Consider the following 14,223-nt stretch of genomic DNA (forward strand, 5'->3'; position numbering starts at 1 on the left):
AACCTCCATGTTAAAATCAAATAAGCTAATCATTTTTTTAATTTCTCTACCCTTTCTGATGGTCCTTGTTTTCTATTCTCTTAGTGAGCATCCTGGATATAGTGATGATGGGAATTTCGTCAGAAATCATGAGACTGCTATTAAGCGTGAGATCATCGCAAACTTAGCCCGGGAAAAGCAGGACATAGAATCTGTTACCTTATTGCCAAATACTGCTAGAGGAGAGTATGATAATGGTGGTGATGTGAGTGGACATTACCATATCTATTTTACAGCCTACGTCAATCATAATCGCGAGCAAACGATAAGCGTAGAACTATTCTTCCCAGATGCCAGCATCCCCCCTTTCACCTTGTTTCCTCCTAACCCTTATAAAGACAAAGGCAAAAAGATGTCCAATTGGGTGATGGGGAATATTGAAGTATCGGAAGAAACCTCTAGATAGTATATAAAAGAAATCACAACGATAGCTACAGACGTCTATCGTTTTTTAATGCTTTTAAAGTTGAGAAAATAGTTTTAGGAAATGATGTCAAATATAGTTGACATCCGGCAACTAGTATTGTAAAATAAATGTATCAAATATATTTGACACATTTACATTTAGGAGGTGCCAAGTGAACCGTGTGAAAGAATACAGAGTCAATCTTGGACTTTCTCAATTGGCTTTGGCAAAAAGTATTGGAGTTTCCAGGCAAACGATTAATATGATTGAGAATGGGAAGTATAACCCTTCCCTAGATCTCTGTATCAATCTAGCAAAAGAGCTTGGGACGGATTTGAATTCTTTATTTTGGAGGATCGATGATGATGAATAAAAACTGGCAATTGAAATGTGTGAAAGCTTTCTACGATATTACAGGTGAGCTTGACGAATACAAGGAAAAAGAATTGAGTACTTTTGGGAACAACATGTACATGCTCTTTATGTCGGGAATTATCCTTGGATTCCTGCTCAGTTTCATGTTTAATACGGATTATGTCAGTGTGATCACGTTTTTAGTATTTTGCTACTCCCTGTACCAACAAGAGCAAGTGATTCATCGTTTGGAACTCGACATCTATGAGGTTTCAGAAGATGAAGTAGGAGAGGCAAAGAAAAAGATGCTAAAAAGAACTTTCCTTCAAACCTTGATTGTGATGGGACTAGCTATTTTTGTTGCGATTGGTCTTTGGAGAACAGGATTGCTACAAGAAAATAAGATAAGCTTTGAAATGTATTTCACTTTTATTTTCCCTCTTGTCATTGGGCTGATTACCATGATTAGTTTCTTGAGTAATTTCATTGCAAATAGAAGAAAAATCAAAGTGATCCGGGATTAGATCCATCAGAAATAAGACCGGTTATTTTTCTGATAAGATAGAGCTAAATGGAAATAGAAACCATTTATGATGAAAGAAAAAGTAAGAATGAATAGAATAGTAGACGAACAGATCACTCTTATTCCTTATTATAGGAATGATGACATTTCCCTTCTTTGGTATCAAGATAGTGAGATTTGCAAACAAGTGGATAATACTGATCAGATTTACAGTCTAACAAAACTTCATAAAATGTATGATTACCTAACTTCACATGGTTCATGCTATTATATCCAATATAAAGGAGTGTTAGTTGGAGATGTGACACTTCAAGATAATTCAGAGCTTTCTATAGTGATCAGCAAAGAGTATCAGAATTTACAGATTGGAAGACGATGTATTTCTGAAATGATACAGTTGGCCAAAGAGAAAAAAATGGTTAAGGTAACTGCTCAAATTTATCCTTTTAATACCCAAAGTCAAAGAATGTTTTTGGCTTTGGGATTTCAGAAAGTAGATGAAAAGTGGTATGAATATAAGTTGATTTAGAATAGTTGTATATCTCCATATATGTTAAGACTGTAATCTACTGTTTATAAAACAATGTTCATGAAAAATAGAGTTAAAGGGTACCTACTGATACATGGACAAGAGGTTTTTTCAGAAATCTAAAAATGAAGAGAACACCAACAGATGATTTTTTATTGGTGTTCTCTTCATTTGATTTTACGATCTATCTCGCTTTTTTATGTTTTCAACCAGTTAGACAGACAATTTGTAGGAGAACATTTAAACTCAAAATTTTGTAAAGTTAATGAAAGCTTTTACCCATTATAATCTGTCCGCAGTTCTATTTCGTATATGCATTGCAATCGGTGTGATGAGCAGGTATAGCAAGGTCAAAATGATAAAAAATCCGATATCGGCATCCAAAAATACATAAACGATATTAAAGCCAAAATGCATGAAAATAGAATAAATCAGATTATTATGTTTTTCCAAAATAATATTCATACAAATAGTAATAGATGTAATCACAACTATGTTAGCAATAATATAAGGAATGGCACGCCAGTCCGTAAATTTTGAATCTACAACCCACAGAAGTGTATGCCAGAAACACCAAACTAGGCCTTGGTAGATAGAGGATTTTAAAAAATGATACTTTTTATTAAATTCTTCTCTCATATAACCACGCCAACCTAATTCTTCACCAGTCGGACCTGATGTAAATGATAAGAATATACTAAGTGGCAATGATACGGTTCCTAGATTGATGTAGGAGAACATTGTTTTTTGGGTCATAAGTGAGTAGAGGAAGAGTGATAAAATACTGAGCCCAAATGTAAGACCAAATGAAGATAGAAGTGGGAGTAACGACACTTTAGCAGAGAAACACCGCTTAAGGAAAGTTGTTCTTTTCTCATCAGTCCTGAAATACTTCCATCCAAATAAAAGAAGGTATGATGGAGACCAAGCGACAATATTTCGTACAATCCACATGATAACAGGTGGAACCTTAAATATTAAACTTGCAGGAGCTGCTACAAAAATAATGAGTGCCCAAACAAGTATATAAGAACTGATGATGTATCTTTTTAAATAATTTACATTCATTTAGTTACCCTCTTTCTTCAGCTGTATAGATAACTAGTTCACTCTTAATACCATTCAATTCAATTATATTATCTGCATCGGGTGAATCGAATGGTTCAGTTTTTTGCCCATTTTTTTCATAATAAATATTTGTTCCAATTCCTTTGGTAACAGCAGTAAATAGGCTGTTTTCAGGAATACGAATTCTGGATGTTGCCGAAATCTGGTTAATGTCAATTTCACCGTTTAATGAATGACATAATACTTCCATATCATGATTACAGTTTATTTTTACTTTACCTGAAATATCTTCTAGGGTAATACGAGATGTCTTAAGGTCAAGTTCGATATTGTCACATTCTAGGGAGTGAATTTCTACAGATTCTGCACGAACTGCACATTCAATGTGACTAATATAAGGAGTTGGGATTTGCACAAAGATACTGACAGTTTCTTTAGCCGTTGCCTCTGTTACACCATTGTAACGTTTTACATCAAGGTCAATTCTTTTTCTACTATCATCAATTTTTACTTTAAAATCATTTTGAAGCGTAGGAAGAAGGTTAGATACCAGACGAACTCGAATTTTTTCTCCGTTGTATCCAGACAATACAAACTTTTCTGCGCCTCCAAATTTCATATCATAGCTCTTGATCTTATCGATATCATACTCTGTGATACTCTCAAAAAGATATTCGCTCGTCTTAAGAGTAGTTCTTTCATTACAGATTAGTTCATCGATAGAGATGTTAAATAGGTTTGAGATGGATATCATATTTTCGATATCTGGAATTCCAGCACCAGTTTCCCACTTTGTTACAGCTTGTCTTGATACACCGATTTTTTCAGCTAAAAGTTCTTGTGACATCCCTACTTGTTTACGTATGGATTTTAATTTTTCAGCAAATGTCATGTTGTATGACCTCCTCTATATTTTATGATGTAATTTGTCATAAAGTAGCAATATGACTGATTTTAGTATAGAATAAATGATGATTACAGCACAAGCAAGTAGAGGTTGCATTCTCATTTTTTTTGCTACTTTGCGTAGCATTTATCGTTTTAACGTTGATTTTTAGCATTATTTTAGTTATTTTATCATACATTCAAATTGAATGATGAATAGAATTTAAAATAATATTTTAAATTCCCAGATAGTCTGGTAGTAATAATAAATAGCATAAAATAATTTCTAAAAGCTATTTATTTGTAACCGTTTTTTCTGCTATAATATCACTAGATAGAAATGTGGGAGTTTCAATCATGGTTACAAAACGGTTTTTGAAAAATGTTATTGTTGCGATAGTCTCGGTTTTTATGTCCTTGGTTGTTGTTCAAGGGGCTCAAGCTCAGCAAACTGGATTCGATTACCAGAGTCTTCATCTACTGCCTTTTAATGGCAATAAGCAGCTAGTACTGGGGGATTTTGATCATTTAGGTCGTGCGACCTCCGCTCATATTCAGCTGCAGGACAAGGATGAGCCAAAGAAAAAAAGAGAACCGCGTCTCAGCTATAATCCGGTTGGTTGGCACAATTATAAGATTGCTTATGGAAATAAAGGAAAGAAGGCCTGGTTGTTCCATAGAGGGCATTTGATCGGGTATCAGTTTAGTGGTCTGACCAATGAAGGAAAAAATCTGGTTTCTCTAACTGCCTGGACCAATACGGGGAATTATAAAGGGACAGCGGATAGCAATGTGGAGGGCATGCTCTACTACGAGAAACGACTCGATAGCTGGCTATCCACCCACCCCAATTATTGGCTGGACTACAAGGTGACTCCGGTCTATACGGGGGATGAATTAATTCCTCGGCAGGTGACCTTGCAATATGTAGGAATTGATCGAGATGGCAACCTTCTACCAATCAATTTAAGTAGTCCCAAAGAGTCAGTAGATGCTTATGGGATCACCACCGTTACCTTGGACAACTACTCTAAGAATGCGACCATTGACTATCTCAAGGGGACTGCCAAGCCATCTTTAGTGCCGACAGAACCAAGTAGTCAACCTCAACCTGCTAGTCCTTCTGTAGAGACGCAACCAAGTCAAGCCCCTCAACCGAGTCAAGCAGTAGAGCCAGTTCAGCCAGTCCAACCTGTCGAGCCTGCAGCACCAATTCCTCAACTAGCTCCAGTTGTTTATGTGGCCAGAAATGGGAGTGCGGATGTTTATTGGTATTCTAAAGATAGCATGCCACGAAATACCAACTTTGCGAAAGTAGTTGAAATGTCAGAAGAGCAAGCGCTAAGTCTTGGAAAGCGGCATACAAGTAAGGAATGAGTATAAGTTATTATGATAATGAGAAAGCCCAATTGCTGGGCTTTTTGTGTTGCATTACAATCTTAAATAGTTAGTAGTCTAAAATAATCTCTCACAATCTTGCAAACCTTTTTCTAAAGTTGTATACTAGAAATAGTTTATGGAATCGTTTGCATAATACGATGAATGATGAGAAGAGAGAGCAAAGTAGGAGACGAGACAGATGGAATTAACAGCGATTTATCACCGGCCTGAATCGGAGTACGCCTATCTTTATATGGACGGTCAACTCCATATTCGCATCCGGACCAAGAAAGAGGATATCAAACGGATTGTCTTGCATTATGGGGATCCTTTTATTTTTATAGAGGATCTATATGAGGCAACCAAGGAAATGGACAAGGTGACGACCGACGACCTCTTTGATTATTGGCAAGTGTCGGTATCTGTCAGCCATGCACGGATCCAGTACCTCTTTGAATTAGAGGATACAGCGGGAGAGAAGATCTTGTACGGAGATCGAGGTGTGGCAGCCTACAACAAGGAGAACTTGGACTTCGTCATGAATGGCTTTAAGCTTCCTTTTATCCATGAGATTGATGGGTGTGCTGTTCCGGACTGGGTGGCTCAGACAGTTTGGTATCAGATTTTTCCTGAGCGTTTTGCCAATGGGAATCCAGACATTTCCCCAGAAGGTGTCCGTCCTTGGGATGCCTCAATTGCACCTACAATGTTGGATTTCTTTGGTGGAGATTTGCAGGGAATCATCGATCACTTGGACTACTTGCAGGAGTTAGGAATTACAGGGCTCTACCTTTGCCCGATTTTTGAATCGCCGAGCAACCACAAATACGACACCATCGATTACTTTGAAATTGATCAACATTTTGGTGATAAAGAGACATTCCGTCAGCTGGTGAAAGAGGCTCACGCGCGTGGGATGAAGATCATGCTGGATGCTGTCTTTAACCATATTGGCTATGATTCACCCCAATGGCAAGATGTAGTCAAACACGGGGAGGATTCGATTTACAAGGACTGGTTCCATATTAAAGAATTCCCTGTCTCCTCAGAAAATCTGTGGAATAGTCGCGACTTGTCTTACCATGCTTTTGCCTTTGCGGGCTATATGCCCAAGCTCAATACGGCTAATCCAGAGGTGAAGGCCTATCTCTTGAAGGTTTCGACATACTGGATTGAAGAGTTTGATATTGATGCTTGGCGACTGGACGTGGCCAATGAAATCGACCATCAATTCTGGCGGGATTTCCGTAAGGCGGTCTTAGCCAAGAAGCCGGATCTCTATATCCTCGGAGAAATCTGGCATTCGTCCCAACCATGGCTCAAGGGCGATGAGTTCCATGCAGTGATGAACTACCCCCTCTCTGAAAGTATCAAGGATTATTTTCTGCGGGGGCATAAGGAGACCCAACGCTTCATTTGGGAGATCAATAGCCAGTCTATGTACTACAGGCAGCAGATCTCTGAGGTTATGTTTAACCTCTTAGACTCGCATGATACAGAGCGTATCCTGACGACGGCTAAAGGCGATCTCCAGTCTGTCAAGTCTGCCCTCGCCTTCCTTTATCTGCAACGGGGTACGCCATGTATTTATTATGGAACGGAGCTAGCCCTCATCGGTGGTCCAGACCCTGATTGCCGCCGTGTCATGCCATGGGAGCGCGTGGCAGCTGATAATGACATGCTCAACTTTATGAAGGACTTGATCCAGCTCCGAAAAGAAGTAGCAGGCATGATTCAGTATGGCAAGGTTAGCTTGGAAGAAGTAGAGCTAGATGTAGTAGCAGTAGAATGGCAGCATGAAGGTAACATGCTCAAAGCCTACTTTAACCACTCCAAGAAAAACGTTGTCCTAGAAAGAGAACAAGCAGATCTGATCAGCCATGGAAGAATTTCTGATGATCGATTGATCATTCAGCCAAATGGATTTGTTATTTATAGAGAAGAGCTAAACGTATAAAACTATTTCTAATGGACGCATTTGTGTGCTATTTTCCGAAATCCTTTAGTTGTACATTCCCCTCCATAGGTGTATAATGTGTCCTTAGATAAACAAATGAGGAGTTTACTATGGAATTGAAAGATTTTACAGAAAAAGAACAAGAACAAATCAAGCAAGGATTGAGCACGGCTGAGCTTTCTGATAAGGAAGCAGCGAAGAAATTGCTTGCTCTTGTACCGCAAGAATGGATTAAACGCATTCCTTTCTTTGTCAGAGGGCATGCGACGACTAAGACAGTTGAGCGTGTAGCCAAACAATACCCTGAACTCTATGCCGTGGCGAAACGTCAAGGGGACCTTCCTGAAAAAGAAGGAGAAGAACTCCGCAAGATTATGACAGCTATCTTTGAAGAAAAGATGAACAAACACAAGATTAAATAAGATTTTATAATACTTTGTCATTTTTTATTTCACATAGAATGAGTGATTGCAGTTGAAATGCAGTCACTTTTTTATTTACTAGCCATAGAGACTTTTACACTAGTAAATAAAAATGAACAATATTTCATGATATAATACTAATGAAAGCAGTTCCAGAGGGATGAAAATTTCATTGGAGAAAAACAAGTAAAGGTAGTCATGATGAAAAAGTTTTTGATATTTATTTTTACAATTTTTGGATTATTTGCAGGAATGCTAGCTCTTATAGTAATTGATTATGAAATAAATTATAATAAATGGATAAATTCGCGTTCAGGATCACAGTTGACTAATCCTGTACAAAAATACTCTTCTTCAAGTGATGGAAATAAGGATGATTTTGAATCATCAAAACAAGAATACGCTACTTCAAGTTCTAGTACGCAGAATTATGATTATAAAAAATACTCTTCTTCAAGTGATAGAAAAAATAAGGAAGATTTAGAATCATTAATGAATATGTTTATGAAAGGACTATTTCCTCCAACTTTACTATATCCAGAATATACAAGGGCATATGAAAAAGCTAAATCTTGGTCAAAAAAGCATTTATCGCAGCAGCAAATTAAAATTTATCTTACTAAGTATGACAGGTATTCAGAGGATGCTACTCAGTACGCTTTAAATAAGCTTAATGTAGACTGGAAAGAGCAAGCACTTTTAAAAGCAAAATATTATCAAGAGTTTCATTATTCGAAAGAAAAATTAGTTTGGCAACTTATAAATGTTGAACGATTTACTCAAGAAGAGGCTGATTATGCCATAGAACAAGGTAATTTCGATTGGAAAGAGGAAGCTGTGAAACAAGCAGAATCTTCTTCAAACGGTGGCAACATTTCAAAAGAAAGGTTATTAAAAATACTTGTTGAATATAGAAAATTTACTCAAGAAGAAGCTGAGTACGCAATAGAGCATGCAAAAATAGATTGGGTGAATTAAACAATAGTTTTAATTTTGATTTTTGTAACATATTGAAGAGCTGGACAGTTTGCCAGCTCTTTTTTGCTGCTCATAAACTTTTCTCATTTCGTAAAAAATAGTTGGAGCAAAGCCAGTTTTAAACTATAATAGAGGAAAAGGATTATCGATATGAAAAATTTATAGTACAAACATTTTAATCAATAGAGAAGGAACCAGTTTATGAAACCATCTAAAAAATTCATGCTCCTTACTAGCTGTACCTTGGCGATTTTTGCTTTAGCGGCTTGTGGGACCAACCAAAAGCAATCCAAGGAAAAGCAGGCAAGTTCCACTGTACAGAAATCTAGTTCAGACAAGGAGCACTACAAGGGCACCTATAGCAACCTCAATAGCAAGGAAAGCGTCGAAGAAGTGCGGGCTCTCTTATCTGCTTATTTGGATCAGGAAAGTGTAGACAAATTTCTTGGTCTAGTAACGGACTATGATAGCATTGTCGGCTCGGTCGGCTTGACGGGTGACTTCAGCACCTTCAAGAAAACAGACTACAATGTTGAGAAGATCAGTGACTTGTGGACCAAGAAAAAGGGCGATTTCGTCGGGACCAACTGCCGGATCAATAGCTATACTCTTCTGAAGAATCGTATCGAGATTCCTAAAATGAAAGCGGATAGTGAACTTTTGTTCGTGGACAATGATGCGATTGACAAAGGGAAGATCTTCGGTGAGGCAGACAAGGAAGCTTTTAACATTCTGTATTCACGGGTTCCGACAGAAGCAACAACGGATGTCAAGGTCCATGCCAAGAAGATGGAAGAGTATTTTTCTCACTTCAAGTTCAATGAAAATGCGCGCATGCTTTCTGTTATCGTTCATGATAACCTGGATGGAAATACCCTTTTTGTCGGTCATGTCGGTGTCTTGGTTCCTACCAAGGACGGCTATCTCTTTGTCGAAAAGCTAACCTTTGAAGAACCCTATCAAGCCATCAAGTTTGCGACCAAGGAAGATGTCTACAAATACTTAGAGACCAAGTACCAAGACTACACAGGCGAAGGTCTGGCTAAGCCCTTTATCATGGATAATGAAAAATGGGTTGAGATGAAGTAGAGGATGAAGGACAGCGTGTTAGAATTTAGAAAGATAATGGAGTATGCTCCGATTCTATATGTGCTAGTTTTATTGCTCTTTTTCACTCTTCTCCTTATCTTGAGAAGAAGGGCAATCGCGAGACGTAGTGGTGGTCCCTTCTTTGCGCCCTTCCATATTAACCGTGGAATCTTCTATATCCATGCCGCTCTGTGTTTCAGTCGTCGCAGGATCCCACTGAAAGAGATCAAGCAAATCACCTATGCAATTTTTCGTGGACGATCTGGTGGTGGGGCTCGCTATGCTTTCTATATCGAACTCAGAAATGGAAAGACTATTCCCTTCTTTTTTGGAAAAAGCAAGCGGAATGAAGCTCTGGTTGAGAAGCTCAAACGAAATGCAGGTAAGTATGGGTTTAAAGTAGATAGCACTGGTAATTAATTGAAAGAAAAAGGAATCGCGAATGAGTAGAAAGCAAGCCCTATCTATGTATTTGTTAGGGACCTTTGGTCAAGTATTAGGAGTCAGCCTTCTGGTTTGTTTTTTAAGAGCAGGAGGAGTCAAGGTTGATTTTACATCATCATTTGGTATCATCGCTATTATTGTAGGTGGCTTATCATCTGCATTTTGGGGTAGTCTTGCTAGTATTGGCTACTATCAATCTAGTTTCAAACAACTTCTAAAAGATTTTTTTCAAGTCAAAGACAGTTTGGCAAATTATTGTTTGGTACTTGTTTTCTTGCTTCTCGACTTTTTCCCCCTTATCTTTGGTGGTAAGATCACCACTCAATCGTTGGTCTTGCCAGTAGTACTTTTTTTCAAGGCTCTTCTTTTTGGTGGAGTTGAAGAAATTGGCTGGCGTTATTTCTTTCAACCAACTTTGCAGGAAAAAATACCTTATCTTTCAGCTACTTTGATCACCTTTTTAGCCTGGTCTAGTTGGCATCTACTATACTTTTATATTGATGGTTCTTTAGCTGTCATTCAATTGTTTCCGTTTCTAGTAGGTCTGCTAACTAACTGCTTTATCTTATCGGCCTTGTATCATAAAACGCAAAATTTATGGATCTGTGTCATGACTCATGCCTGTATCAATTCCTTGTCTCAGATTCTAGTGAATGAACATGGTTGGCTATCTCTAGTCAGTAAATTTCTTATTATTAGTTTAGCAATCATGGTTGCAAGAAAGAAGTCTGTAACTCTAAAGGAGGAAAAATGAGCAAATCTATTTCAAAACAATCAGTCTCTATCTGGTATGCACTGACAGCCCTCCTTGCTACATATATAGTGGTGCAAGTTATCCTATGGTGTTTCCCAGATAGGAGTAGTATGGGGGCCTCACTCCTGTTTATCCTAATGAACTTGATTCCCATGATAACAGCTCTTTGCTTTTCCATCGTCTTAGGTGAAACTAAATCCCTGGGAGAATTTTTCAAAAAGGTCTTTCTTCAAAAAGAAAGTTCCCTGGCCTGGATCCTAGCTTTCTTCATTCCAGTTATCTATTATGGGATCTCCATCCTGCTCATGAATGTTCGCTTTACTGGAAACTCCCTCTTGGCCTTCTTCCTCTATTTCCCCTGGACATTTTTATATGGAGGTCTGGAAGAAGTCGGTTGGCGTTGGTTTTTACAAGATCATCTTTCCTTTAGTAAGCACTTTATACCTAAAATGATGGTTCTTTCCCTTGTCTGGTTCCTCTGGCATATTCCTATCTATCAACTCCCTTGGATTACAGCAGGTTCGTCTAACTATCTCATCTTTTACTTGATGATTTTAGGGAATACCTTCCTATTTGGAGCGCTCAAGGAGTACTCGAAAGGTGCTGTTCCTTGTATCCTCGCTCACATGCTGATCGATAGTCTGGCTGTCCTTATGCTGGTTCAGAGTTCTCTTCCTCAGATTATCCTTCTGGTTATTTTCGAAATCCTGCTAGCCTCTTGGCTAGTAGCAATACGAAAATCATAGAAATAGAGTTGTACCTCTCACTAAATTTTGGTGGGAGGTTTTTTTTATATGGTGATAAAATATAACTTTTTAACTAATGACGTATTTCAACATATAGGACTTCATATAGAAGTCTGTAAAATGATATAATTAGTTTAACCACAGTGTCATTCTTATCTATAATATGAGAGGGGGAAAGACCATGCAAAAAACCTTTCAGTTATTGCGAAGAGGAGATCTAGAGGCCGTCCGTCAGATATTGGACAAAAAGCCTGAAGAAGTCAATGCTGTTTCGGGTGACAAACCTAAAAGAGATCAGGGACAGTCGCTCCTTCAAGTCGCTATCAAATCGGGACATTTAGATATTGCAGACTTACTCATTGATAGAGGAGCAGATCTTAACTTTATTGAAGAGCCGACAGAGCTGAATCCGTTTTGTCAACCAGTCCTCCAAACAGCGGGTGGACGAGCTGTATTTGACTGCAGGCGCATGATCAAACGTTGGAATGGTCAATATGAGATGTATTCGTCTAATGAAAAGGCTGACCAATCCTTCAAGGTTTTTAAAAAAATGTTAGAACTTGGAGCAGATATCTCTCAGAAGGATAGTCATGGTGGGACTTTGTTGCAAACTATTTTAATTGAAACCAAGGAAGTTCTGCCATCTTATTATTGGAAAACAAAAGAAACAAGCGATAATGTCCTCATAACGGATGAATTACGTCATGATTTAAATCGTATTTATGATCTATTAATTCGTTACGGTGTGACTGCGGACGAAATAGCGGTCTATCAGAAGATTCCTCTCAAAGAACTTTACCAAGACAGTCCGACCATGGAGTTCTTAAATCGGTTAGATCAGAACAGATCTTGATAAGCATTTGAACCACTAGTTAAAAGAGCCTCGGGGCTCTTTTAATTTGTTCTGATAGAGTTAGAAGTAGTAGGAAAATGTTAGACCGGATTTTCTTTAAAAAATGGATACAAATCCATGATGAAATAGAGTATACTAGTTTATGAAAGAACAAGATTTTTAAGTATCGAATTCAGGAGGGCGGTTTATGTCTCAAGAAACTTACATCATGGCGATTGACCAGGGAACCACTAGTTCGCGGGCTATCATTTTTAATAAAAAAGGCGAGCAAGTCAGCTCTAGTCAAAAGGAATTCACTCAGATTTTTCCACAGGCTGGTTGGGTGGAGCACAATGCCAATGAGATTTGGAACTCGGTTCAGTCGGTGATCGCTGAGGTCTTTATTGAAAGTGGCATCAAGCCAAATCAAATCGAGGCGATCGGCATTACCAATCAGCGAGAAACGACAGTTGTTTGGGATAAGAACACGGGGCTTCCTATTTACAACGCCATTGTCTGGCAATCACGGCAAACTGCTCCACTGGCTGAGGAACTTAAAAACCAAGGCTATGTAGAAAACTTCCACCAAAAGACAGGTCTAGTCATTGATGCCTACTTTTCAGCAACTAAAGTTCGTTGGATCTTGGACCATGTAGAAGGGGCGCAAGAGCGTGCGGAGAAGGGCGAATTGCTCTTTGGAACCATTGATACTTGGCTGGTCTGGAAGCTGACGGATGGAGCTGCCCACGTGACAGACTATTCCAATGCTGCCCGTACTATGCTTTACAATATCAAGGAACTGAAATGGGACGATGAGATTTTGGAAATCCTCAACATTCCTAAAGCCATGCTTCCTGAAGTGCGGTCAAACTCTGAAATCTATGGCAAGACAGCTCTTTTCCATTTCTACGGTGGACAAGTACCGATTGCAGGGATGGCAGGAGACCAGCAAGCTGCTCTCTTTGGTCAATTGGCCTTTGAACCTGGTATGGTCAAAAATACTTATGGAACTGGGTCCTTCATCATCATGAATACGGGTGAGGAGATGCAGTTATCAGAAAATAACTTGCTGACGACGATTGGTTATGGGATCAATGGCAAGGTCTACTATGCCCTTGAAGGATCTATCTTTATCGCTGGAAGTGCCATTCAATGGCTTCGTGATGGCCTGCGGATGATCGACAGTTCACCTGAATCTGAGGCCTATGCTTTGAAGTCCCAGAACCAGGATGAAATCTATGTGGTCCCTGCCTTTACGGGTCTTGGAGCACCATACTGGAATCAAGAGGCGCGTGGTTCTGTCTTCGGACTTACCCGGGGAACAACCAAGGAAGACTTTATCAAAGCAACCCTTCAATCCATTGCCTATCAAGTACGCGATATCATCGACACCATGCAGGTAGATGCCAAAACCCCTATCCCAGTCCTAAAAGTAGATGGAGGGGCAGCGAAAAATGATTATTTAATGCAGTTTCAGGCAGATATTCTTGGAATTGCAATTGCTCGCGCCAAAAATCTGGAAACAACGGCTTTAGGGGCAGCTTTCCTAGCAGGTCTGACTGTAGGCTATTGGAAGGACTTAGAAGAATTAAAATCTCTTCATGGAGCAGCCCAAATCTTTGAACCCAAGATGGATGAATCTCGTAAGGAAGAGCTGTACAAGGGGTGGAAGAAAGCAGTCAAAGCCACTCAAGTATTTGCGGAGTCTGATGACTAAAGGGATCAATCAAACGAATAGTTTAAGAGAGTGGGACAGAAATCGGTAATTCGTTAGAATTCGATTTCGTCGTCCCACCTCCGCACAGTTGAGTAGGGCT

Annotated in this window: 16 protein-coding genes; 14 read left to right on the forward strand and 2 right to left on the reverse strand. The window is 39.0% G+C overall.

Going from position 1 to position 14,223, the window contains the following annotated elements:
• Positions 1–7: 7 nt before the first annotated feature.
• The 4 genes from ACESR9_RS03220 to ACESR9_RS03235 all read left to right on the forward strand — a co-directional run bounded on the left by ACESR9_RS03220 (position 8) and on the right by ACESR9_RS03235 (position 1,851).
• Positions 8–445, forward strand: a complete 438-nt coding sequence (locus ACESR9_RS03220; protein ID WP_201037115.1) for a hypothetical protein — start codon at positions 8–10, stop codon at positions 443–445.
• Positions 446–617: 172 nt separating this feature from the next.
• Positions 618–818, forward strand: a complete 201-nt coding sequence (locus ACESR9_RS03225; RefSeq protein WP_003003382.1) for a helix-turn-helix transcriptional regulator — start codon at positions 618–620, stop codon at positions 816–818.
• Positions 805–1,323 (forward strand): DUF3278 domain-containing protein, encoded by a 519-nt coding sequence (locus ACESR9_RS03230; protein WP_037615666.1) that lies wholly within the window; start codon positions 805–807, stop codon positions 1,321–1,323. The genes ACESR9_RS03225 and ACESR9_RS03230 overlap by 14 nt, the downstream gene beginning before the upstream one ends.
• An 87-nt stretch (positions 1,324–1,410) precedes the next feature.
• On the forward strand, positions 1,411–1,851 hold the full coding sequence (locus tag ACESR9_RS03235; protein ID WP_373105548.1) for a GNAT family N-acetyltransferase: 441 nt from the start codon (positions 1,411–1,413) through the stop codon (positions 1,849–1,851).
• A gap of 282 nt (positions 1,852–2,133) precedes the next feature.
• Here the strand turns inward: ACESR9_RS03235 and ACESR9_RS03240 are convergent, their stop codons facing one another.
• Positions 2,134–2,919, reverse strand: coding sequence for a CPBP family intramembrane glutamic endopeptidase (locus ACESR9_RS03240; RefSeq protein ID WP_373105527.1), 786 nt, complete (start codon positions 2,917–2,919; stop codon positions 2,134–2,136).
• A 4-nt stretch (positions 2,920–2,923) separates the two neighbouring features.
• Positions 2,924–3,811, reverse strand: coding sequence for a helix-turn-helix domain-containing protein (locus tag ACESR9_RS03245; RefSeq protein WP_070845503.1), 888 nt, complete (start codon positions 3,809–3,811; stop codon positions 2,924–2,926).
• 350 nt (positions 3,812–4,161) lie between these two features.
• Between ACESR9_RS03245 and ACESR9_RS03250 the strand changes: the two genes are divergently transcribed.
• The 10 genes from ACESR9_RS03250 (at position 4,162) to glpK (ending at position 14,123) form a co-directional block, all read left to right on the forward strand.
• The gene (locus ACESR9_RS03250) at positions 4,162–5,181 is read left to right on the forward strand and encodes a DNA/RNA non-specific endonuclease (protein ID WP_373105529.1); all 1,020 of its coding nucleotides are present in this window, start codon (positions 4,162–4,164) and stop codon (positions 5,179–5,181) included.
• A 202-nt stretch (positions 5,182–5,383) separates the two neighbouring features.
• Complete coding sequence (locus tag ACESR9_RS03255) at positions 5,384–7,141, forward strand: glycoside hydrolase family 13 protein (RefSeq protein ID WP_373105531.1); 1,758 nt, start codon at positions 5,384–5,386, stop codon at positions 7,139–7,141.
• Between the two features lie 110 nt (positions 7,142–7,251).
• The gene (locus tag ACESR9_RS03260) at positions 7,252–7,563 is read left to right on the forward strand and encodes a hypothetical protein (protein WP_003003574.1); all 312 of its coding nucleotides are present in this window, start codon (positions 7,252–7,254) and stop codon (positions 7,561–7,563) included.
• 201 nt (positions 7,564–7,764) lie between these two features.
• A complete protein-coding gene (locus tag ACESR9_RS03265; protein WP_134974842.1) occupies positions 7,765–8,541 on the forward strand; it encodes an Ltp family lipoprotein in 777 nt (258 codons plus the stop codon).
• 201 nt (positions 8,542–8,742) lie between these two features.
• Positions 8,743–9,630 carry a DUF4300 family protein gene (locus tag ACESR9_RS03270; RefSeq protein ID WP_134974843.1) on the forward strand — a complete coding sequence of 296 codons (888 nt, stop codon included), beginning with the start codon at positions 8,743–8,745 and terminating at the stop codon, positions 9,628–9,630.
• Between the two features lie 3 nt (positions 9,631–9,633).
• On the forward strand, positions 9,634–10,050 hold the full coding sequence (locus tag ACESR9_RS03275) for a hypothetical protein (protein ID WP_373105533.1): 417 nt from the start codon (positions 9,634–9,636) through the stop codon (positions 10,048–10,050).
• 22 nt (positions 10,051–10,072) lie between these two features.
• Entirely contained in the window at positions 10,073–10,828 is a 756-nt protein-coding gene (locus ACESR9_RS03280; protein WP_373105535.1) for a CPBP family intramembrane glutamic endopeptidase, read from the forward strand.
• Entirely contained in the window at positions 10,825–11,574 is a 750-nt protein-coding gene (locus ACESR9_RS03285; RefSeq protein WP_373105536.1) for a CPBP family intramembrane glutamic endopeptidase, read from the forward strand. Before ACESR9_RS03280 ends, ACESR9_RS03285 begins: the two co-directional genes overlap by 4 nt.
• Before the next feature lie 181 nt (positions 11,575–11,755).
• Positions 11,756–12,427, forward strand: coding sequence for an ankyrin repeat domain-containing protein (locus ACESR9_RS03290; RefSeq protein WP_373105538.1), 672 nt, complete (start codon positions 11,756–11,758; stop codon positions 12,425–12,427).
• Between the two features lie 187 nt (positions 12,428–12,614).
• Positions 12,615–14,123: a glycerol kinase GlpK gene (gene glpK / locus ACESR9_RS03295; RefSeq protein ID WP_373105540.1), complete on the forward strand. Its 1,509-nt coding sequence runs from the start codon at positions 12,615–12,617 to the stop codon at positions 14,121–14,123.
• Positions 14,124–14,223 lie beyond the last annotated feature (100 nt).

The organism is Streptococcus parasanguinis, assembly GCF_964238605.1.
GTDB classification, from domain to species: domain Bacteria; phylum Bacillota; class Bacilli; order Lactobacillales; family Streptococcaceae; genus Streptococcus; species Streptococcus parasanguinis_AJ.